This is a genomic window from Achromobacter sp. SIMBA_011, assembly GCF_046535435.1.
Classification (GTDB): Bacteria; Pseudomonadota; Gammaproteobacteria; order Burkholderiales; family Burkholderiaceae_B; genus Achromobacter; species Achromobacter dolens.
In genome coordinates this window covers 1089477-1112099 of record NZ_JAWRWN010000001.1, presented here as the reverse complement: position 1 = coordinate 1112099, position 22623 = coordinate 1089477, and the positions used below count along the sequence as shown (strand labels likewise).

17 protein-coding genes and 2 riboswitches are annotated in these 22623 nt (G+C 68.3%); of the genes, 8 read left to right on the top strand and 9 right to left on the bottom strand.

The window, feature by feature from the left end:
- The first annotated feature begins 12 nt into the window (after nt 1-12).
- The 6 genes from SB816_RS05160 to SB816_RS05135 all read left to right on the top strand — a co-directional run bounded on the left by SB816_RS05160 (nt 13) and on the right by SB816_RS05135 (nt 8712).
- Complete coding sequence (locus SB816_RS05160; protein WP_054500655.1) at nt 13-954, top strand: ABC transporter permease; 942 nt, start codon at nt 13-15, stop codon at nt 952-954.
- A gap of 9 nt (nt 955-963) precedes the next feature.
- Complete coding sequence (locus tag SB816_RS05155; protein ID WP_410546585.1) at nt 964-1869, top strand: ABC transporter permease; 906 nt, start codon at nt 964-966, stop codon at nt 1867-1869.
- A gap of 5 nt (nt 1870-1874) precedes the next feature.
- Complete coding sequence (locus SB816_RS05150; RefSeq protein ID WP_410546584.1) at nt 1875-3560, top strand: ABC transporter ATP-binding protein; 1686 nt, start codon at nt 1875-1877, stop codon at nt 3558-3560.
- A 44-nt stretch (nt 3561-3604) separates the two neighbouring features.
- Nucleotides 3605-5011, top strand: coding sequence for an amidase (locus tag SB816_RS05145; protein ID WP_175167059.1), 1407 nt, complete (start codon nt 3605-3607; stop codon nt 5009-5011).
- A 45-nt stretch (nt 5012-5056) separates the two neighbouring features.
- On the top strand, nt 5057-6532 hold the full coding sequence (locus tag SB816_RS05140; protein WP_026384803.1) for a M81 family metallopeptidase: 1476 nt from the start codon (nt 5057-5059) through the stop codon (nt 6530-6532).
- A gap of 209 nt (nt 6533-6741) precedes the next feature.
- Nucleotides 6742-8712 carry a DUF945 family protein gene (locus SB816_RS05135; RefSeq protein WP_054500651.1) on the top strand — a complete coding sequence of 657 codons (1971 nt, stop codon included), beginning with the start codon at nt 6742-6744 and terminating at the stop codon, nt 8710-8712.
- 106 nt (nt 8713-8818) lie between these two features.
- Here the strand turns inward: SB816_RS05135 and gcvP are convergent, their stop codons facing one another.
- From gcvP to SB816_RS05095, 8 genes are all read right to left on the bottom strand, one after another.
- A complete protein-coding gene (gene gcvP / locus SB816_RS05130) occupies nt 8819-11692 on the bottom strand; it encodes an aminomethyl-transferring glycine dehydrogenase (RefSeq protein ID WP_269872103.1) in 2874 nt (957 codons plus the stop codon).
- 91 nt (nt 11693-11783) lie between these two features.
- On the bottom strand, nt 11784-12161 hold the full coding sequence (gcvH, locus tag SB816_RS05125; protein ID WP_006385867.1) for a glycine cleavage system protein GcvH: 378 nt from the start codon (nt 12159-12161) through the stop codon (nt 11784-11786).
- A gap of 101 nt (nt 12162-12262) precedes the next feature.
- A complete protein-coding gene (gene gcvT, locus SB816_RS05120; RefSeq protein WP_054500649.1) occupies nt 12263-13363 on the bottom strand; it encodes a glycine cleavage system aminomethyltransferase GcvT in 1101 nt (366 codons plus the stop codon).
- Between the two features lie 83 nt (nt 13364-13446).
- Nucleotides 13447-13569, bottom strand: a riboswitch (glycine riboswitch).
- A 33-nt stretch (nt 13570-13602) separates the two neighbouring features.
- A riboswitch (glycine riboswitch) is annotated at nt 13603-13695 on the bottom strand.
- Nucleotides 13696-13775: 80 nt separating this feature from the next.
- Nucleotides 13776-14669, bottom strand: coding sequence for a ZIP family metal transporter (locus SB816_RS05115; RefSeq protein WP_054500648.1), 894 nt, complete (start codon nt 14667-14669; stop codon nt 13776-13778).
- Nucleotides 14670-14696: 27 nt separating this feature from the next.
- The gene (locus SB816_RS05110; protein ID WP_054500647.1) at nt 14697-15311 is read right to left on the bottom strand and encodes a superoxide dismutase; all 615 of its coding nucleotides are present in this window, start codon (nt 15309-15311) and stop codon (nt 14697-14699) included.
- Between the two features lie 210 nt (nt 15312-15521).
- Nucleotides 15522-16724: an NAD(P)/FAD-dependent oxidoreductase gene (locus SB816_RS05105; RefSeq protein WP_054500646.1), complete on the bottom strand. Its 1203-nt coding sequence runs from the start codon at nt 16722-16724 to the stop codon at nt 15522-15524.
- Between the two features lie 17 nt (nt 16725-16741).
- A complete protein-coding gene (locus tag SB816_RS05100) occupies nt 16742-19003 on the bottom strand; it encodes an arginine/lysine/ornithine decarboxylase (protein ID WP_054500645.1) in 2262 nt (753 codons plus the stop codon).
- Between the two features lie 247 nt (nt 19004-19250).
- Nucleotides 19251-19703, bottom strand: coding sequence for a hypothetical protein (locus SB816_RS05095; protein ID WP_064528602.1), 453 nt, complete (start codon nt 19701-19703; stop codon nt 19251-19253).
- A gap of 103 nt (nt 19704-19806) precedes the next feature.
- Between SB816_RS05095 and SB816_RS05090 the strand changes: the two genes are divergently transcribed.
- Nucleotides 19807-20334: a GNAT family N-acetyltransferase gene (locus SB816_RS05090; RefSeq protein WP_269201924.1), complete on the top strand. Its 528-nt coding sequence runs from the start codon at nt 19807-19809 to the stop codon at nt 20332-20334.
- On the opposite strand, the gene SB816_RS05085 is transcribed toward SB816_RS05090, so the two are convergent.
- Entirely contained in the window at nt 20331-21569 is a 1239-nt protein-coding gene (locus tag SB816_RS05085) for a sensor domain-containing diguanylate cyclase (RefSeq protein WP_064528605.1), read from the bottom strand. The two genes, SB816_RS05090 and SB816_RS05085, sit on opposite strands and share 4 nt — an antisense overlap.
- Before the next feature lie 170 nt (nt 21570-21739).
- On the opposite strand from SB816_RS05085, the gene SB816_RS05080 reads away from it, so the two are divergent.
- The gene (locus tag SB816_RS05080; RefSeq protein WP_410546583.1) at nt 21740-22588 is read left to right on the top strand and encodes a GNAT family N-acetyltransferase; all 849 of its coding nucleotides are present in this window, start codon (nt 21740-21742) and stop codon (nt 22586-22588) included.
- Nucleotides 22589-22623: the final 35 nt, after the last annotated feature.

The following is a 22623-nucleotide window of genomic DNA, read 5'->3' as shown; positions in this document are numbered from 1 at the left end:
AGGGGGAAATACATGCTGGCATTCGTCTCACGCCGGCTCCTCGCGACCATCCCCGTTCTGGTGATGGTCGCGGTGGTGGTCTTTGCGATATTGCGTCTGAGCCCGGGTGATCCGGCCATCATCATGGCGGGCGACGGCGCCACGCCCGAGCGGATCGAGCAGATCCGCCAGACGATGGGCCTGGACAAGCCGGTCGCCAAACAGTTCTTCATCTGGGGCGGCAAGTTGCTGCAGGGAGACCTCGGCACCTCGCTGATGTCCGGCGTGCCGGTCACCCAGCTAATCGGCCAGCGGCTCGAACCGTCGTTGAGCCTGGCGTTGCTGACGCTGGTCTTCACGCTGGTCGTGGCGATTCCGCTGGGCGTGCTGGCGGCCTGGCGCCAGGGCCGGCTGCTGGATCGCGCCGTCATGGGCTTTTCGGTGCTGGGCTTTTCGGTGCCGGTGTTCGTCACCGGCTACCTGCTGATCTGGGCCTTCGCCATCAAGCTGGGCTGGTTCAACGTGCAGGGCTACACGCCGCTGGCCAATGGCTTCTGGCTGTTCCTGCACCGGCTGATCCTGCCGTCGCTGGCGCTGTCCACGGTGTATATCGCCCTGATCGCGCGCATCACGCGCACCAGCGTCATCGAGGTGATGGGCGAGGACTTCATCCGCACCGCGCGCTCCAAGGGGCTGACCGAGACCGGCGTGCTGCTGGGCCACGCGCTGCGCAATGCCGCGGTGCCCATCGCCACGGTGGTGGGCCTGGGCATCGCGCTGCTGATCAGCGGCGTGGTGGTGACCGAATCGGTGTTCAACATCCCGGGCCTGGGCCGGCTGGTGGTCGAAGCCGTGCTGGCGCGAGACTATCCCGTGATCCAGGGCCTGACGCTGTTCTTCGCCTTCGTCTACGTGTTCATCAATCTGGTTGTCGATTGCGCCTACACGGTGTTCGACCCCCGTATCCGATACTGAGGCCACGCCATGCAAACGCCAACCGACGCCGCCGCGCAAGCGGCCGCCGATCTTCCCGGCGGCGGCACGCCCCACGTCACCGCCTGGCGCCAGATCCGCCAGGGCCTCAAAAGCTGGCCGGTGATGCTGGCCCTGGTGGTGCTGCTCATCATTGTCGCCATCGCCCTGTTCGCCCCGCTGCTGGGCACGGTCGATCCGACGTCCATCAATCCCGGCGCGCGCCTCAAGCAGCCGTTCACCGATTACCTGTTCGGCACCGACGCCTTCGGCCGCGACGTCTGGTCGCGCGTGGCCTACGGCGCGCGCGTCTCGCTGATCGCGGGCCTGGGCGCCGCGGTCGTCAGCGTCGCCATCGGGCTCGTGGTCGGCGTCATCGCCGGCTGGTTCCGCTCGCTCGACGGCATCATCATGCGCACCATGGACGCCATCATGGCGATCCCCGGCATCCTGCTGGCGATCGCGCTGGTGTCGGTGACCGGCGCCAGCCTGACCACGGTGCTGGTGGCCATCACCATTCCCGAGATCCCGCGCGTGGTGCGGCTGGTGCGCGGCCAGATCCTGACCGTGCGCGGCGAGCCCTACGTCGAGGCCGCGCTGGCGCTGGGCACGCCGCTGCCGCTGCTGCTGTGGCGCCACATGGTGCCCAGCACCATCGCGCCGCTGACCGTGCAGGGCACCTATGTGTTCGCTTCGGCCATGCTGACCGAGGCCATCCTCAGCTTCCTGGGCGCGGGCATCCCGCCCGAGATCGCCTCCTGGGGCAACATCATGTCCGAGGGCCGCATGTACTTCCGCATGCTGCCCGGCCTGATCCTGTTCCCGGGGCTGTTCCTGTCGCTGACCGTGCTCAGCGTGAACATCCTGGGCGACGCGCTGCGCGACGCCCTCGATCCGAAAATGGTGCGCAGGATCTGATGCCGATGACCTACTCCCCCACTCCCCCCGCGGGCGATACCTCGTCCGCCGTGCTGGCGATCCGCAACCTGTCGGTGGAGGTCGGCGGCGCCGGCAACCGCGTGGTGCGCAACCTGAGCCTGGACGTGCACGCCGGCGAAACCGTGTGCGTGGTCGGCGAATCCGGCTCGGGCAAGTCGGTCACCTCGCTGGCCGTCATGGGCCTGCTGCCGCCTGGCGTGCTGCGCATCAGCGCGGGTTCGATCCGCGTCGAAGGCGAGGACGTGGCCACCGCCACGCCGCGGCGCCTGCGCGAGCTGCGCGCCACCCGCATGGCCATGGTGTTCCAGGAACCCATGACGGCGCTGAACCCCGTGCACACCGTCGGCAAGCAGGTCGATGAAGTGCTGCGGCTGCATCGCCGCATGTCGGCCGCCGAACGCCGCGCCAAGGTGCTGGACATGTTCCGCTCGGTGCACCTGCCCGACGTCGAGCGCATCTACGATGCCTATCCGCACCAGCTCTCGGGCGGCCAGCGCCAGCGCATCGTGATCGCCATGGCGCTGATCCTGGAGCCCAAGCTGCTGATCGCCGACGAGCCGACCACGGCGCTGGACGTCACCACGCAGAAGCAGATCCTGCTGCTGATCAAGGAACTGCAGGTCAAGCACCGCACCGCCGTGCTGTTCATCACGCACGACTTTGGCGTGGTGGCCGAGATCGCCGACCGCATCGTGGTGATGAACCGCGGCGACCTGATCGAAAGCGGCACGCGCCACGAAATCCTGGCAGAACCCAAGCAGTCGTACACGCGCCGCCTGGTGTCGTCGGTGCCAAGCCTGGTGCCCTCGCACCGCGAAGCGCCCGCCGGCCAGCCGGTGCTGCACGTCAAGGGCCTGGGGCGCACCTACGGCGGCAAGCGCGCGCTGTTTTCGCGCCGCGCGCCGCAGAACGTGATCGCCGCGGCCGACGTCAACCTGACGTTGCGCAAGGGCGAGATCCTGGGCATCGTGGGCGAATCCGGTTCGGGCAAATCGACGGTGGCGCGCTGCATCGTGCGCCTGATCGAGCCCACCGCCGGCCACATGATGATGGGCGGCGAAGACCTCAGCACCCTGTCCGGCGCGGCGCTGCGCCCGGTGCGCCGCCGCATCCAGATCGTGTTCCAGGACCCGTACCGTTCGCTCAACCCGCGCCGCACCGTGGGCGAATCCATCATCGAAGGCCTGCTCAATTTCGGCGTGCCCCGCGACAAGGCCGAGCAACGCGCCGGCGAAACGCTGTCGGTGGTCGGGCTCAGCCCCGACGCCATGCGGCGCTATCCGCACCAATTCTCCGGCGGCCAGCGCCAGCGCATCTGCATCGCCCGCGCGCTGGTGATGGACCCCGAGATCCTGGTGGCCGACGAGGCCGTGTCGGCGCTCGACGTGTCGGTGCAGGCGCAGGTGCTGGAACTGCTCGAGCAGGTGCGCCAACGCACCGGCGTGGGCGTGCTGTTCATCACGCATGACCTGCGCGTGGCCGCGCAGATCTGCGACACCATCATGGTCATGCAGCGCGGCAAGGTCGTCGAGACCGGCGCCGCCCAGGCCGTGCTGACCGATCCCCGCCACGAGTACACCCGCGCCCTGATCGACGCGGCGCCCGGGCGCGACTGGGACTTCCGCAATTTCCGGCCCGTGGCGGCCGGGCTGGCGGCCCCCGCCGCCTGAGGCGTCCCAATCAACCCAGGCATCCCACGCAATCGGAACCCGCCATGTCGCAACCGCATGAACTCTCGGCCCAGGAACTGCTGGCCGCCTATCGCAACAAGACCCTGTCGCCGGTCGAGGCGACCCGCTCGGTGCTCGACCACATCGCGCGCTGGGAACCGCACATCCACGCCACCTATGCGCTCGATCCCGACCAGGCGCTGGCGCAGGCGCGCGCTTCCGAGGCGCGCTGGATGAAGGGCGAGCCGCAGGCTTGCGGCGGCTACTCGCTGGACGGCGTGCCCGCCACCATCAAGGAAAACATCGCCACCCGCGGCGTGCCGGTGCCGCTGGGCACCGCCGCCACCGACCTGACGCCGGCCGCGGCCGACGCCCCGCCGGCGGCGCGCATGCGCGAGGCCGGCGCCGTGGTGCTGGGCAAGACGACCATGCCCGACTACGGCATGCTCTCCTCGGGACTGTCGAGTTTCCATGCGCTGACGCGCAACCCCTGGGACCTGAGCAAAAACCCGGGCGGCTCCAGCGCCGGCGCCGGGGCGGCGGCGGCGGCGGGCTACGGCCCGCTGCACATCGGCACCGACATCGGCGGCTCGGTGCGCCTGCCGGCCGCCTGGTGCGGCATCGCCACGCTCAAGCCCAGCCTGGGCCGCATTCCCATCGACCCGCCCTTCATGGGCCGCTGCGCCGGCCCCATGACGCGCGACATCGCTGACGCCGCGCTGATGATGGGCGTGCTGTCGCAACCCGACGCGCGCGACCACATGAGCCTGCCGTTCCAGGACTTCGACTGGCTCAACCTGGAGCTGGACGTGCGCGGCCTGCGCATCGGCCTGCAGCTCGAAGCCGGCTGCGGCCTGCCGCTGGACCCGGAGATCCGCGCCGCCGTCGAAGCCGCGGCCCGACTGTTCGAGTCGGCCGGCGCCATCGTCACGCCGCTCAAGCCGTGGATGACGCCGGAGATGCTGGACGGCGTCGACCGTTTCTGGCGCACCCGCTCGGCCATTGACCTGGGGGCCCTGCCGCAGGCACGCCGCGACAAGATCCTGCCGTTCATCCGCGCCTGGGCCGAAAGCGGCGGCGGCCAATCCGGCGAGGCCGTGTTCCGCAGCTACTACGAAACCCTGAACGTGCGCGCCAGGACCGTCGCCGCCACCGCCCCCTACGACTACGTGCTGTCGCCGGTGGCGCCGGTGGTGGCCTACAACGCCGAGTGGGCCGCGCCCACCAACGAAGTCGCCACGACCATGCACCACATCGGCTACACCCTGCCCTACAACATGAGCGAGCAGCCGGCCGCCTCGGTCAATTGCGGCTATACCAAGTCGGGCCTGCCGATCGGCCTGCAGATCGCCGGCGCGCGCTTCGACGATCTGGGCGTGCTGCGCGTGGCTCGCGCCTGGGAGCGCATGCGCCCGGCCCAGCAGCCCTGGCCGCAACCGCCCCGGGCCTGACGCCGTCCCGCTCCCCTTCCCCTTTGGCAACCCACAGGAATTTCCATGCGTTGGCTTCTGGCAATGATCAAGCACGAGACGAACACCTTCTCGCCCGTGCCGACCCCGCTCGCGCGCTTTTTCCGCGGCAATCCTGAAATCCTGGCCGGCGACCGCGCCATCCGCGCCTACGAGAACACCGACAGCGGCCTGGGCGGCTACATCGAGGTGGCGCGCCGCGTCGGCGCCGAGATCGTGGTGCCGGTGGCCGCCGAGTCCTGGCCCAGCGGCCCGGCCAGCGCCGAGACCCACGAACTGCTGTGCAAGCGGGTGCTGGACGAGGTCCGCAAGGGCGGCTACGACGCCATCCTGCTGGACCTGCATGGCGCCATGGTGGCCGAGGGTGTGGAAGACGCCGAGGGCGACCTGCTGCGCCGCCTGCGCGAGATCGATCCCAACACGCCGGTGGCCGTGACGCTGGACATGCACGCCAACATCTACGCCGACATCGTCGACAACGCCACCGTCATCAGCGGCTTCCATACCTATCCGCACGTGGACATCCGCGAGGCCGGCGTGCGCGCGGCCAACGTTATCGTGCGCACGCTCAAGGGCGAGATCAAGCCCGTGATGACCTGGGGCGGCAAGCCCATGCTGCCGCACGTCATGTGCCAGGGCACCCACGCCGATCCCAACAAGTCGCTGCAGGAGCGCTGCCGCCAGATGGAGGCCGACGGCGTGCTGGCGGCCTCGGTGTTCGTGGGTTTCCCCCACGCCGACATCCGCGAGGCCGGCCTGAGCGCCGTGGTCTGTACGGACGCCAACCTGGCCCAGGCGGAGCAATACCGCGACGAGCTGCTGGACCGCGCCTGGAACGACCGGGCGAAATGGGTGTTCCATTCCGAGCCGCTGGCGCCCACCATTGCCCGGGCCAAGGCCATCGAGCAGGGACCGGTGGTGCTGCTGGACCACTACGACAACACCGGCTCCGGGGGCACCATGGACACCACCGCGGTGCTGGCCGAGGTGCTGCGCCAGGAACTGGACAACGTGGTGTTCTACGCCATCTGTGATCCCCAGGCGGCGCGCGAGGCCGCCACGGCGGGGGTGGGCAGCACCGTCACGCTGCCGCTGGGGGGCAAGGTCGACATGCCCGCCATCAATCGCCGCGGCGAACCGCTGACCGTGACGGGCCGCGTCAAGCTGGTGTTCGACGGCGTCTACCTGAACCGCGGCCCCATGTACCGTGGCGTGCGCAACGACACCGGCCTGACGGTGGTGATCGATACCGGACGGGTCGAGATCGTGGTGGTATCGCGGCACCAGGAACCCTTCGACATCAATTGCCTGCTGTCGGCCGGCATCGATCCGCTGCAAAAGCGCTATGTGGTGCTCAAGAGCCGGGTCCACTGGCGCGCCGGCTTCTCCGAAATGGCCACCGAGATCATCGAGTGCACCGGCGTGGGCGTCACCACCTCCGACTACGGCCAGCTCGACTTCAAGCACGTGCGCCGGCCGATCTACCCGCTCGATCCCCTGTAAAACACGCGTTGTCGACAATATGGCCGGCGCCCGAGGGCGCCGGCTTTCATTTTGAAATCTTCGGTAACGGCACGCACTGCAACTGGCTACCCCGCCTCGGTATACTCGCCGCGGGTCCTGACAGGCCGATGAATATGTCCCATTGCCCGCGCCGCTCGACGGCGCCGCGCCGCATGGACAAGACTCGACAATCAACGACAAAGCAAAACATGAAAAAGAGCGTAGCGATCACCTTAGCCGTGGTCATAGTGGGAGCGGGAAGCTGGGTGGGTGCTACCTGGTACACGGGCAAGCGCATCGAAGAAGGCGCGCAGCGCCGCCTGGCCGAGGCCAACGAGAAGCTGGCCAAGATCACGCCTTTGTTCGGCCTGCGCATCGACCAGATCAAATACGAGCGCGGCCTGTTCTCGACGCAGGCGCGCTACGGCGTGTCGTTCGTGAAGAGCGACAAGAGCCTGAGCGACATGCCGGACGGCATGCTGGAATTCGATGCCCAAATCGAGCACGGCCCGTTCCCCAAGAGCGCGCTGGCGCGCGGCGCCATCGCGCCCAAGCTGGCTTTCGTCCACACCGAAATGGCCAAGACGGACAACGTCAAGCCGGTGTTCGAGCTGACCAAGGACGTCTCGCCCCTGGTCACCGATGCCATGGTCAGCTTTGGCGGCAGCACGGCATCGACCGCCCGCATCGCGCCGGTGAAGGTGACGCATGAAGGCAATTCGGTCGATTTCAGCGGCATGGAAATCACCGGCACGTTCGACCGCGGACTGGCCGCCATCACCGCCAATGCCAAGACCGACACGCTGGCGGTGGACGGCACCAAGGGCAGCGATCCGATCAAGATGGCGATGTCCGGCCTGACCATGGACGTCGACAGCCGCATGGGCAAGTTCGGCCTGTCGGTCGGCGACTCGGGCATCAAGATCAAGCGCATCGAAGTCATCAAGCCGGACGCCGACGCCAAGGTGATCCTCGACAACTTCAGCTACACCGTCAAGCTGGCCGAGGACGACAAGAACATCAACATCCAGGCCGCCTACCAGACCGGCGACATCAACGTCAACGACGTGCCGCTGGGCAACGGCCAGGCCGTCATCAAGCTGGCCCGGCTGGACGGCGCCGCGGTCAAGCAACTGTCCGATACCTACAACCAGTTGATGCGCCAATACATGGCCGATGCCCACGACGAGGGCCTGAACGACGAACAGTTCCAGGTGCTGCTGGATAACGCCGGCAAGCTGCTGGCCGGCAATCCGTCGTTCAGCATCGACCCGATCAGCTGGAAGACCGCCAAGGGCGAAAGCAAGCTGAACGTCACGCTGGACCTGGCCAATCCTCCCAACGTCAAGGACCTGACGCCGCAGGAAATCGTGGTCAAGGCCATCAAGCAGATCGACGCCACGCTGGTGATCTCCAAGCCGATGGTGCAGGACCTGATGGTGCAGTACGCCATCAAGAAGGACGGCATGCCCGCCGACAAGGCCGAAGCCGAGGCCGCCGACAACATCCGCAGCATGTCCGGCATGGCCGAGATGTTCAACGTCGGCAAGAACGACGGCGACAACATCGTCGGCAAGTTCCACTTCGCCGACGGCATGGGCGACCTGAACGGCAAGAAGATTCCCGCCGACGAACTGTTCTCGGGCCTGCTGGGCGCGACCGGCATGAACAGCGCGATGGACGATGACGAGGAAGAAGCCGAACCGGCCGCCGGCGCCACCGCCATGGACGACGAAATGGCCGCGACCAGCAACGCCGACGTGGTCAATGAGTTCGACGTCGACATGGTCGTCCATATGCTGGAAGACATGGGCTACACCACCCGCAAGACCGACGGCGACGAAGGTCCGGTGCTGATCCTGGACGCCAGCAATTCCGGCGCCACCGACCTGCGCCTGGAATTCCTGTGCAATGACTTCTCCGAGAAGTGCTACGACCTGGTCGCCACCGCCACCTACGCCAGCAAGAAGCCGGCCACGCTCAAGGCCATCAACGCCTGGAACCAGGAGTACCGCTGGACCCGCGCTTACCTGGACGACAAGAACCAGGCCGTGCTGCAGATGGACATGAACGCCGAAGGCGGCATCGGCAAGAAAAACCTGCAGATCCTGCTGAACACCTACTTCAGCATCACCGAGGAATTCGCCACCGCCATCACGGCGGCGCCGGCCAGGAAGTAAGACGGCCGCGAAAAAGCAAAACCCCCATCGTGCGATGGGGGTTTTTTTTGCCTGTCGCCAGGCAAGCCTCGATGACCCGCCCCAAGGGGCGGGCCGTCACGCGGCATCAGGCGTAGGCTTCGACCGGCAGGCAGGCGCACACCAGATTGCGATCGCCATAGGCGTTGTCCACGCGCGCCACCGGCGGCCAGTACTTGGCGTCGCGCAGCGAGGCCACCGGATAGGCGGCCTGCTGGCGCGGGTAGTCGTGCAGCCATTCCTCGGCCAGCAGCATCTGCGCGGTGTGCGGCGCGTTCTTCAGAACGTTGTCCTCGCGGTCGCGTTCGCCACGCTCGACCTGGGCGATTTCCTCGCGGATCGAGATCATCGCGTCGATGAAGCGGTCCAGCTCGGCCACGCCTTCGGATTCGGTCGGCTCGACCATCAGCGTGCCGGCCACCGGGAAGCTCATGGTGGGGGCATGGAAGCCGTAGTCCATCAGGCGCTTGGCGATGTCCTCGGCGCTGATGCCGCTGGTTTCCTTGAGCGGACGCACGTCCAGGATGCACTCGTGCGCCACGCGGCCGTTGCGGCCCGCGTACAGCACCGGGTAGTGGCCGCGCAGGCGGGTGGCGATGTAGTTGGCGTTCAGGATCGCGACTTCGGTGGCGCGGCGCAGGCCGTCGGCGCCCATCAGCGCGATGTACACGAACGGGATCGGCAGGATGCCGGCCGAACCGAACGGCGCGGCCGAGACCGGGCCGACCTTGGCTTCGCCGGGCAGCTTGCCCTGCTCGTTCACCACGCCGGGCAGGTACGGCGCGAGGTGCGCGCGCACCGCCACCGGACCGACGCCCGGGCCGCCGCCGCCGTGCGGGATGCAGAAGGTCTTGTGCAGGTTCAGGTGCGACACGTCCGAGCCGAACTTGCCCGGCTTGGCCACGCCGACCATGGCGTTCATGTTGGCGCCGTCCAGGTACACCTGGCCGCCGGCCTGGTGCACCAGGTCGCAGATCTCGGTCACGGCTTCCTCGAACACGCCGTGCGTGGACGGGTAGGTGATCATCAGCGCGGCCAGCTTGTCGCCGACCTGTTCGATCTTGGCGCGCAGGTCGCCCAGGTCGACGTTGCCGTTGGCGTCGGAGGCCACCACCACCACGTCCATGCCGGCCAGTTGCGCCGACGCGGGGTTGGTGCCGTGGGCCGACGACGGAATCAGGCAGACGTTGCGCTGGTGCTGGCCGTTGGCCTGGTGGTAGCCGCGGATCGCCAGCAGGCCGGCGTATTCGCCCTGCGCGCCCGAGTTGGGCTGCAGGCTGATGTTGTCGTAGCCGGTGATCTCGCACAGCGCGGCCGACAGGCGCGTGATCAGCTCGTCATAGCCCTTGCTCTGCGAGGCGGGCGCGAACGGATGCACCAGCGCGAACTCGGGCCAGGTGATGGGGATCATCTCGGCCGTGGCGTTCAGCTTCATGGTGCAGGAGCCCAGCGGGATCATGGTGCGGTCCAGCGCCAGGTCCTTGTCGGCGAGCTTGCGCAGGTAGCGCAGCATGTCGGTTTCCGACTGCACGCTGGAGAACACCGGATGCTTGAGGATGGCGCTTTCACGCGCCACCGCGGCGGGGATGCCGCCGGCCGCCTTGGCGTCCAGCGCGTCGATGTCCAGTTCGACGTCGTCGCGTTCCAGGCCGGCGGCGAACACGTTCACCAGCGCCTGCAGGTCGGCGGCGGTGACGGTCTCGTCCAGCGACACGGCCAGGCGCGCGCCGTCGACACGGCGCAGGTTGATGTGCTCGCACTCGGCGGCCGTGATGATGGCGGGAGTGGCCGGGCCGGTTTCCAGCAGCAGCGTGTCGAAGAAGGTGTCGTTGGCGACCTTGATGCCCAGCTTGCCGAGTTCGGCGCGCAGGATGGCGGTGTAGCGCTGCACGCGCTCGGCGATGCGGCGGATGCCGGCCGGGCCGTGCCAGACGGCGTACATGCCGGCCATCACGGCCAGCAGCACCTGCGCGGTGCAGATGTTCGAGGTGGCCTTCTCGCGGCGGATGTGCTGTTCGCGCGTCTGCAGCGCCAGGCGCATCGCCGGGTTGCCCTGGGCGTCCTTGGACACGCCGACCAGGCGGCCGGCCATGTTGCGCTTGAAGGCGTCCTTGCAGGCCATGAAGCCGGCGTGCGGGCCGCCGAAGCCGAACGGCACGCCGAAGCGCTGGGCCGAACCGATGGCGATGTCCGCGCCCCATTCGCCGGGCGCGGCCAGCAGCGCCAGCGCCAGCAGGTCGGTGGCCACGGCCACCACCGCGCCCTGCGCGTGGGCGGTCTCGGCCAGCTTGCGGTAGTCGGCCACCGAGCCGGTGCTGTGCGGGTACTGCAGCAGCACGCCGAAGCACTCCGGCAGGCCATCGGCCTCGTCGCCGACGGCGATCTCGATGTCCAGGCCCTCGGCGCGCGTGCGCACGACCTCGATGGTCTGCGGATGCACGTGGCGCGAGATGAAGAACACCGGGCTTTGCGACTTGGCGCTGCGGCGCGCCAGCGTCATGGCTTCGGCGGCGGCGGTGCTTTCATCGAGCAGCGAGGCGTTGGAGATGTCCAGCCCGGTCAGGTCGGCGACCATGGTCTGGTAGTTCAGCAGGGCCTCCAGGCGGCCCTGCGAGATCTCGGGCTGGTAGGGCGTGTAGGCCGTGTACCAGGCGGGATTCTCGAGAATGTTGCGCAACACCACGTTGGGCGTCTGCGTGCCGTAGTACCCCTGGCCGATGTAGTTGCGGTAGACCTTGTTGCGGCCGGCGATCTGCTTCAGTTCGGCCAGCACGTCGGCTTCGCTGCGCGACGGCGGCAGCGCCAGCGGCGCCTGGCTGCGGATCTTGGGCGGCACGACTTCTTCGATCAGGGCGTCCAGGCTGGGGCTGCCGATGGCGGCAAGCATGGCGGCCTGGTCGGCGTCGGAGGGGCCGATGTGGCGGGGGATGAAGTCGGTGTGGGTGTCTAGGGCGCGCGACATGGGGGATCTCGGGATGGCGGTGTCGTCGGGAGGGACGGACGGTGATGCATGGACGGGCGGCGGCGCCAGCGCCGCGCCCGCCCTGGCCGGCTTAGCCGTTGGCGACGGCTTCGTAGCCGGCGGCGTCCAGCAGCTTGTCGGCATCGGCGGCGTTGACCGGCTTGATCTTGAAGATCCAGGCGGTGAAGGCCGATTCGTTGATCAGGTTGGGGTTGCTTTCCAGCTCGTCGTTGAACGCGACGATTTCGCCGGCCACGGGCGCGTAGATGTCGGAGGCGGCCTTGACCGACTCGACCACGCCGGCGGTCTCGCCCGCGTTCAGCTTGGCGCCGACCTTGACGTCGCCGACGAAGACCAGGTCACCCAGTTGGTCCTGGGCGGTATCGGTGATGCCGACGACGAACACGTCGCCTTCGGCTTTGACCCATTCATGGGACTCGGTGTACTTGCGATCGGTGGGCAGACTCATGGGAACTCCTGGGGGGATTCGGATAAGGAAATGGTGTTGCGCGCCTCGCGCCGGCGGCCTGCGCCCCAAAAGGGGCGGGCCTCCCGCGCGAAGCTTCGAGTTTACGAGTGTTCGACGGCTTTGCCGTTACGGACAAACGGCAGCTTGCAGACCAGGGCGGGCACCCACTTGCCGCGGATGTCGACCTCGACCGTGTCGCCCGCGACCACGCCTTGCGGCAGGCGGGCAAAGCCGATCGACACGCCCAGCGTCGGCGACATGGTGCCGCTGGTGAGTTCGCCCGTGCCGTTCTTGGTGCGCACCGCCATGTGGGCACGCATCACGCCGCGTTCCTGCAGCTTCAGGCCGACGAAGGCGGCGGGCGTGGCGAACTGCTCCAGCGCGTCGCGGCCGATGAAGCGGCGCTCGGGGTTCTTCAGGGACACCGTCCAGGTCAGCGCGGCTTCGCCGGGCTGGGTCAGTTCGTCCATGTCCTGGCCGTAGAGGTTCATGCCGGCTTCCAGGCGCAGCGTGTCGCGCGCGCCCAGGCCGGCCGGGCGCACGCCCTGGGCCGCCAGGTCGCGCCACAGTTGCACCGCCTCGGCGGCGGGCAGCACGATTTCGAAGCCGTCTTCGCCGGTGTAGCCGGTGCGCGCGACCAGCGTGTCGTCGCCGACGCGGGCGGCCACGAACGGGGTCAGCGGCTCGCTGGCGGCCTGCCAGGCGGGGCGCGCGGCCCAGACCTTGGCGCGGGCGTTGGGGCCCTGCACGGCGATCATGGCCAGGTCGCGGCGCGGCGTGATGGTGACGTCGAACTTGCCGGCCTGCCTGACGCGCTGCATCCAGGCCATGTCCTTGTCGGCGGTGCCGGCGTTGACCACCACGCGCCATTCATCGGCGGCGAAGAAATACACGATCAGGTCGTCGATGACGCCGCCCTGCGGGTTCAGCATGCAGGTGTAGAGCGCCTTGCCGGGCACGGTCAGCTTGGCGACGTCGTTGGCCACCAGGCGCTGCAGGAAGGCGTAGGCGTCGGGGCCGGTGATGTCGGCGTTGAGCATGTGCGAGACGTCGAACATGCCGGCGTCCTGGCGCACCGCGTGGTGCTCCTCCAGTTGCGAGCCGTAGGCCAGGGGCATGTCCCAGCCGCCGAAGTCGACCATGCGGGCGCCAGAGGCGATATGTTCGTCGGCCAGCGGGGTGCGTTTGAGGGGTGCGGACATGCGCGGGTACTCCGGAGCGGCAGCGTTGCCAGGGTTACGGAATGCCGCCGGCGGACGGGATGCGCCCACGCAACGGCTGAATCTTCCGCCCCTCTGTCCTTTTGCCTGAGAGTTGCCCCGCGTGGCGGGTTTGCACCTTCGGCGCCTGGGCTGCTCGCTATGTCCCTGATTGGGCAGCGGCGCCAGGTCTCTCCAGAGTGCTGCTTTGCCGCGTCCGCGCGGTGAAAACCGGGACAGGGCAAGCATGCGCGGTATGGGATACCTGAGCGATTCCGGGCGAATTGCGCCTTCGGCGGCAGCCGCGAACGGCCGCTCTCTCCCGCAACATGCGTGACAGCGCCGAAAGCATACCGCGAAACGCGGTTCCGTTGTTGATCCGTGATCGCTGGCCGGTCGCCGCGCCGCGCCCGTGTCAGCCCAGCGCGGTGTCCAGCAGCATCATCAGCACGAAGCCCAGCATCAGCCCGCAGGTGGCGTAGACCTCGTGCCCCTTGCGGTGCGACTCGGGGATGATCTCGTGGCTGATCACGAACAGCATGGCGCCGGCGGCAAAGCCCAGGCCCCACGGCAGCAATGCCGTCGACCACCCCACCACCACCGCGCCCAGCACCGCGCCGACCGGCTCGACCAGGCCCGACAGCATGCCCAGCGCCACCGCGAACGCGCGCTTGTAGCCGGCGGCGATCAGCGCCACCGCCACCACCAATCCTTCGGGGATGTCCTGGATGGCGATACCGGTGGCCAGCGCGGTGCCCCGCAGCGGATCGTTGCCGGCGTAGCCGACGCCGATGGCCAGGCCTTCGGGCAGGTTGTGCAGCGTAATGGCGAAGACGAACAGCCAGGCGCGGCGCAGGCGGTGCGCCTCGATGCCCTCGCGCCCCTTGATGAAATGCTCGTGCGGCAACAGCCGGTCCATCAGCAGCAGCGCCGCCGCGCCCAGCAGGATGGCGGCGCCCACCGTCAGGCCCGCGCCCCAGGGGCCGGCGCCCTGCGACTCGGCCGCCGCGATGCCCGGCGCCACCAGCGAGAACGCGCTGGCCGCCAGCATCACGCCGGCGCCGAAGCCGAACATGCTGTCCTGCATCTTCTGGGGGATGGTGCGCGCGAACAGGATCGGCAGCGTGCCCGCCGCGGTGGCGCCGGCGGCGACCATGCCGCCCAGCAGCGCGTCGGCCACGTGTGGCGCATTGGCATCGAAATAGACCCACGCCTGGTGCAGGCCCAGGCAGGCGACCAGCACCGCCAGCGTCCAGACGCTGACGCTGGTGGCCGCGGGCCGGATGCGATGACGGCTGAAGGTGTTCATGGTCCACTGCCCCCGCGCGATGCCGGCTCAGCCCACGGCGGCGGCGTAGCGGCGCGCCACCTCGGACCAATCGATCACATTGTAGAAGGCGCCGATGTATTCCGGACGGCGATTCTGGTACTTGAGATAGTAGGCGTGCTCCCACACGTCCAGCCCCAGGATCGGCGTGTTGCCCTGCATCAGCGGGCTGTCCTGGTTGGCGCTGCTTTCCACCGCCAGCTTGCCGCCCGGCGTCACGCTGAGCCAGGCCCAGCCGCTGCCGAAGCGCGTCAGCGCGGCCTTGGTGAAGGCGTCGCGGAAGGCTGCCTGGCCGCCCAGCTCGGCATCGATGGCGCGGGCCAGCGCGCCGTCGGGCTCGCCGCCGCCGCGCGGCGACATGACCGCCCAGAACAGGCTGTGGTTGGCGTGCCCGCCGCCGTTGTTGCGCACCGCGCCGCGGATCGCCTCGGGCAACTGGTCGATGCGCGCCACCAGGGCGTCGACCGGCTCGTCGGTGGCGATGCCGGCGCCTTCCAGCGCGGCGTTCAGGTTGTTGACGTAGGTCTGGTGATGCTTGCCGTGGTGGATCTCCATCGTCAGCGCATCGATGTGCGGTTCAAGCGCGTCGTAGGCGTAAGGCAGGGGCGGCAGGGTGTAGGCCAAGGCGATCTCCGTCGGGCAACGCCGCCGACAATGGCGAGCGTCTTATTTTTGAAAATACAAATGATAGGTATTTTTATTTGATACGACAACGATAACGTTGCAATGCCTGTCATGCAGGCAGGCTATGGGGTCGGACAGCCCTTGGCGAGCAGCACGAAGCGTGCCCGCGCCAACGGGCGGGAAACGCATTGGATGAAGCGCCAGGAACGGCTAGAGCGCCTTGCCGCAGGCCACGCCGGAGGCCCAGGCCCACTGGAAGTTGTAGCCGCCCAGCCAGCCGGTGACGTCCACGGTTTCGCCGATGAAGTACAGGCCGGGCGTGGCGCGGGCCTGCATCGATTTCTGGTCCAGCCCGCGCGTATCGACCCCGCCGCGCATGACCTCGGCCTTCTTGTAGCCGGCGGTGCCGCTGGGCACCAGGGTCCATTGGTGGATGTCCTGCGCCAGCGCGCGCAGGGTCTTGTCCGGCGCATCGGCCAGGCGCAGCGCCGCCAGGCCCGGCTTGCCGCCCTGCTCCGCCAGTTGCAGCCAGCGGTCGGCCAGGCGCTTGGGCCACAGGCCGGCCAGCACCGTATGCATTTGCTGCCGGTTGCCGGACTTGGCCGCCAGCAGTTCGGCCGCCAGGTCGCGCCCCGGCGCCAGGTCGATGACGATGGGCTCGCCCGGCTTCCAGTAGCTGGATATCTGCAGGATCGCCGGGCCCGACAGGCCCCGATGGGTGAACAACAGGTCTTCAAGAAACTCGCCGCGCGCCTTGCCCTGCCCCGTCGCCAGGTTGACCTCCAGCGCCACGCCGGACAGCTCGGCCAGCGGCTGCCAGTGCGCGGCGTCGAAGGTCAGCGGCACCAGCGCCGGCCGCGGCTCGACCACCTTCAGGCCGAACTGGCGCGCCAGCTTCAGGCCAAAATCGGTGGCGCCCAACTGCGGGATCGCCATGCCGCCGGTGGCCACCACCAGCTTGGCCGCGCGGATCACGCCCTGGCTGGTGCGCAGCTCGAAGCCCGCCTCGCCATGGGCCACTTCGGCCACCTGGCAAGCCATGCGCCACTGCACGCCGCCGGCATCGCATTCGGCGCGCAGCATCTCGATGATGGATTCGCTGGAATCGTCGCAGAACAGTTGGCCGCGGTGCTTCTCGTGCCAGGCGATGCGGTGGCGCCTGAGCAGCGCCAGGAAGTCCTGCGGCGTGTAGCCCGCCAACGCCGACCGGCAGAAATGCGGGTTGTCGGAGAGGAAATTGGCGGGCCCCGCGCCGATGTTGGTGAAGTTGCAGCGGCCGCCACCCGAGATACGGATCTTCTCGGCCAGCCGTTCGGCGTGATCCACCAGCACCACGCGCAGGCCGCGCTGACCGGCGACCGCGGCACACATCATGCCAGCGGCGCCGGCGCCGAGAACGGCGACATCGAACATCAGGACTCCGGACCCGATCAGTCTTCGATCAGGCAATCAACGTAATAGCGCTTCTCGCCGTCCGGCCCCACTTCGTCGGCCAGGCCGTGGATGTAGGTCTCGAAGCCCGGGAAGCGCTCATTGAACTCGCGCGCGAACTGCAGGTACTGGACGATGGTGCGGTTGAAGCGCTCGCCCGGGATCAGCAGCGGGATGCCCGGAGGATACGGCGTCAGCAGCACGCCGGTGACACGGCCTTCCAGCTTGTCGATATCCACGCGCTCGACCTCGCGGTGCGCCATGCGGGCGAAGGCATCGGACGGCTTGAGCGCCGGCACCATGTCGCTCAGGTACATCTCGGTGGTCAGGCGGGCCACGTCGCGTTCGCGGTAGGCCTCGTGGATCTGCTGGCACAGGTCGCGCAGGCCCATGCGCTCGTAGCGGCGATGACCGCGGCAGAAGTCCGGCAGGATGCGCCACAGCGGCTGGTTGCGGTCGTAGTCGTCCTTGAACTGCTGCAACGCGGTCAGCAGCGTGTTCCAGCGGCCCTTGGTGATGCCGATGGTGAACAGGATGAAGAACGAATACAGGCCGGTCTTCTCGACCACCACGCCGTGCTCGGTCAGGTACTTGGAGACCAGCGCGGCCGGGATCCCGGTTTCGCCGAAGCTGCCCGACATGTCCAGCCCCGGCGTGATGACCGTGGCCTTGATCGGGTCCAGCATGTTGAAGCCTTCGGCCAGGTCGCCGAAGCCGTGCCAGTGGTCGTTCGACTCCAGGATCCACTCATCGCGGTTGCCGATGCCTTCGGACACCAGGCGGTTCGGGCCCCAGACCTTGAACCACCAGTCGTTCTTGCCGAACTCCGATTCCACCTTGCGCATGGCGCGGCGGAAGTCCATGGCTTCGCGGATGCTTTCCTCGACCAGCGCGGTGCCGCCCGGCGGCTCCATCATGGCCGCGGCCACGTCGCACGACGCGATGATCGCGTACTGCGGCGAGGTCGACGTGTGCATCAGGTAGGCTTCGTTGAAGACGTTGCGGTCCAGCTTGCGGGTCTCGGATTCCTGCACGATGATCTGCGAGGCCTGCGAGATGCCGGCCAGCAGCTTGTGCGTGGAGTGGGTCGCGAACACCATCGCGTCCTTGCTGCGCGGACGGTCCTGGCCGATCGCGTGCATGTCCTGGTAGAACTCATGGAACGAGGCGTGCGGCAGCCAGGCTTCGTCGAAGTGCAGCGTGTCGACGTAGCTGCCCAGGTGTTCCTTGATCATCTCGACGTTGTAGATCACGCCGTCGTAGGTGCTCTGCGTCAGCGTCAGGATGCGCGGGTTCTTGTTCACGGCTTCGCGCGCGAACGGGTTGGCCTCGATCTTCTTGCGGATGCTGTCCGGATGGAACTCTTCCAGCGGGATCGGGCCGATGATGCCCAGGTGGTTGCGCGTCGGGCGCAGGAACACCGGGATCGCGCCCGTCATCGTGATGGCGTGCAGGATCGACTTGTGGCAGTTGCGGTCCACCACCACCACGTCGCCGGCGGCGACGTTGGCGTGCCACACCACCTTGTTCGAGGTCGAGGTGCCGTTGGTCACGAAGTAGCAGTGGTCGGCGTGGAAGATGCGCGCCGCGTTCAGTTCGGACTCGGCCACCGGGCCGGTGTGGTCCAGCAATTGGCCCAGTTCGTCGACGGCGTTGCAGACGTCGGCGCGCAGCATGTTCTCGCCGAAGAACTGGTGGAACATCTGGCCCACCGGGCTCTTCAGGAACGCCACGCCGCCGGAGTGGCCGGGGCAGTGCCAGGAATAGGAGCCATCCTGCGCATACTTGACCAGCTCGCGGAAGAACGGCGGCGGCAGGCTGTCCACATAGCTGCGCGCTTCGCGGATGATGTGGCGCGCCACGAATTCGGGGGTGTCCTCGAACATGTGGATGAAGCCGTGCAGCTCGCGCAGGATGTCGTTCGGAATGTGTTCCGAGGTGCGCGTCTCGCCGTACAGGTAGATGGGGATGTCGGCGTTGCGGAAGCGCAGTTCGCCGATGAAGGTGCGCAGGTTCTTGATCGCGCTGGCCACGTCCTCGGGCGAATCCACGTCGAACTCTTCGTCGTCGATCGACAGGATGAAGGCGCTGGCACGGCTCTGCTGCTGGGCGAACGAACTCAGGTCGCCGTAACTGGTCACCCCGATCACCTCGACGCCCTCGGCCTCGATCGCCGCGGACAGGGCGCGGATACCCAGACCGGACGCGTTCTCGGAACGGTAGTCCTCGTCGATGATGAAGATGGGGAAGCGGAATTTCATGCAGGCGCTCCTGGGGGCAAGGCGAATCGGACCGGGTTGGCGGACGCGAGTGTACTTCTAGTGAAAAACCGTCTGATGACAGGCGGGCGCGAGGTTCCCGCCGGCGGCGGGAATGGCCGAATTGTAGGGCCGTTTTTCTCCAGGCCCTATGGTTTTCCCGAAGACCGTTGCAACGCGTCCGCGAGCGGCCGCCGCGGGGCGGCCGGGAGAGCGCCGGCCAAGGCTCCCGCGAGAAGCTCGCGCGGCCCTACCGCAGGGTGCGGGCCTCGCCCGCCTCCAGGGCCGCGATGAAGCGGTCGAAGTACGGCGGGATGGCCTCGGCGGCGCCGTAGCGGATGCGCCGCTCGACCTTGGCGATGGCGCCGAAGCAGACCTCGGCCTCGGGCTCGCCGCAGACCAGCACCACCGGGTCCTCGTCGTCGCAGACCTCGTACAGGCCGCCATGGGCGCGCCGGGCCACCTCGTAGAGGTAGGCGGCGGCGCCGACAGTCTGCATGGGAGTCAGTGGCAATGTGCCCACATGCGCGGCTTCGAGCGCATCGTCTAGCGCATGGACGCTCGACGGTGTGTAGTCGAGCCCGGCTCCGGCGGAACCGGCGGCCTGGACGAAATCTTCGGCGGCGTGGGCCACGCGGGCCACGAACTCTTCCTGGACCTCGTCGCGCTCGGCCTCATGGTTTATCTTGAGGAAACCGAACATCGTTGGCTCCTTTGTGAAAACCGCAAGCGGCGTTGCCCCATTATAGGCAGCCGGGGCGCCTATACTGCCCCAACCGTACCTTATTCCCAACAATCCGCGTCCCGTGACCTCCGCATCCGGCCTCCTCGTCAGACGTCTGATCCCCCTGGATGCCCAGGCGCTGCGCCAATTGCGCCTGGACGCCCTGCGCGAGACTCCGGAAGCGTTCGGATCGAGTTACGAAGAGGAACATACGCTGACACTGGAAGACATCCGCGGCTGGATCGCGCCGGCGGACGACAGCGCGATGTTCGGTGTGTTCTCGGAAACGGCGCTGGCCGGCATCGCCGGCGTCACCCGCCAGCGCAAGCTGAAGATGCGCCACAAGGCACATATCTGGAGCGTCTACGTAGCGCCCGAGTGGCGCGGCCGGGGCCTGGCGCGCCTGCTCATGCGCGCCGCCATCGATCATGCCGGCGCCATGCGCGGCGTGCGCACGGTGCAGTTGAGCGTCACCGCCAACAACGCGGCGGCGCGCCGGCTGTACGCCAGCCTCGGCTTCGAGGAATACGGCCTCGAGCGCGAGGCGCTGTGCGTCAATGGCAAGCTCTACGACGAGGTACTGATGGCGCTGGCCCTGTCCGGCCGCTAGGCGGCGCCGGCGCGGCGTCGGGAACCGTAGGCCCAGACCTGGTTGCGGCCGCCGTCCTTGGCCTTGTAAAGCGCCTGGTCGGCCGCCTTGATGACGGCGTCCGGCGCGCGCAACGTCTCGCCGCGCTCGGCCACCCCGATGCTGACCGTGACCCGCAACGGCCGCACATTGCGTCCGCGGCCGCCGCGCCGGCGCAGGCCGACCTGGTCCGCCTTGGGCCGCGCCGGCTTGTCGCGCAGGCGCATCTGGTAGGCCTCGATCGCGCGCCGCACCGTTTCCAGGTGCGGCATGGCCTCGACGGCGGTCTTGCCCGGAAACACCAGCGTGAATTCCTCGCCGCCGTAGCGGTAGGCATAGCCGCCGCCCGGCACCCGGCGCAGTTGCGCCGCCACCATGCGCAGCACCTGGTCGCCGACGTCGTGGCCGTGGGTGTCGTTGAACGCCTTGAAGTGATCGACGTCGGCCATCGCCAACGTATAGACGCGGCCCATGCGTTGCAGGCGCTCATTGAGCGCGCGGCGGCCCGGCAGCCCGGTCAGTTCGTCGCGGAAGGCCATGTGATAACCCTCGTGCGCCAGCGAAATAGACAGCGATGTCAGCGCGGCGGAAGCCATCACGGCCAGCTCGATGGGATGGGCGCCGCCGCGCGGCAGCGCCCAGGCCATGCAGACGAAACCCAGCCATTGGCCAGCCTGCTGCGGACGGCCATAGCGCAACAGCAGCAGGGTCAGGGTCAGGCCGGTGACCAGCAGCGCCGCCAGCGCTTCGGCCGGGATGCCGAGCCGCGCCAGCATGCCCTGCACGGCGAGCGTGCCGAACCACTGCCCGGCGCCGTCCTTGCCGGCCAGCGCGATGGCCGCGGCGCCCACCGCCATCAGAGCGATGCGCGCGGCCAGGTCCCACAGCATGCCGGCGCGTTCCGGCCAGAGCGCGTTGATGGTGTAGGCCAGCGACCACCACACCAGCGCGGGCCCCAGCGCCCACGGCGCCTCGCTGGCCAGCGTCGGCCAGATGGCCACGGCCATCAGCACGCCGAGCATCAGCGCGAGCGTCTGCGAACGCTGGTACATCAGGCAGATCGCCGCGCCGACCAGCGCCATGACCCACGGCACGAACGGCACGATCAGCGTCAGCGCCGGCGGCCACTGGCGCCACAACAACAGCCCCACCGCCGCAATCACCGGCAGCGCAGGATAGAACAACAGGGGCAGCCAGGGGATATGGGGGTAACGCACGGATAGGCCTTGCTCACGCTTGCTGAGATGACGTCGCCAAATCGGCAAACACATATGTCATTTTACGGTCGCCCCCCCGGGTTCTTTAGCGCCGCGCAGGCCGCCGGCGCGATTGCAACGCGGCGTGCGCGCCATGCTATGTTGTGCGATCCCTTCTTGCGGAAAACCTCATGCGCATCCTGGTCAACATCGACGTGCCCGATCTCGAGGCGGCCATCGACTTCTACCGCCGCGCCTTCGGCCTGGCGCTGCATCGCCGCCTCGGTCCCGGGGCCGCCGAAATGCTGGGCGCGTCGGCGCCGATCTACCTGCTGGAAAAGGCCGCCGGCACGCCCGCCGCGAGCGCCGCGCGGCAAGCGCGCGACTACGCCCGCCACTGGACGCCGGTGCATCTGGATGTGGTGGTCGACGACGTCGACAGCGCTGTCGAACGGGCAGTGGCGGCGGGCGCCACGCTGGAGGATGCCCCGGTATCGCACGACTGGGGACGCATCGCCCACCTGAGCGATCCGTTCGGTCATGGCATCTGCCTGCTGCGGTTCCTGGGCCAGGGCTACGACGCGCTGGCGGCGGGCGCGCTACGCGACGTGCCGGTCACTCCCGCGGATTTCGAAGCCCTGCTGGCCATCCGCATCGAGGCCATGCGCGAGAGCCTGGAACGCCTGGACCGGTTCGATCCCGAGCGGGCCCGCGCGCGCCTGCGCGATACCTTCCGGCCGGATCACACCTGGATCATCGAGCGCGACGGCGCGCGTGTCGGCTTCTACGCGCTGCGTCCGGACGGCGACGGCCTGCGGCTGGATCATCTGTATGTGGTGCCCGCGGCGCAGGGGCTGGGGGTGGGCGGCCAGGTGCTGGGCCGCTTGCTGCAGGATGCCGACCGGCGCGGCCTGCCGGTCAGCGTGGGCGCGCTGCGCGGCAGCGACTCCAACCGCTTCTATCGCCGCCACGGCTTCGCGCAGGTGTCGGAAAGCGAATGGGACATCGAATACCTGCGCCCGGCGCCAGGGCGCTCCTGACGGGCGTTCAGGCATGGCGGGGCGCGCCGGGCGGC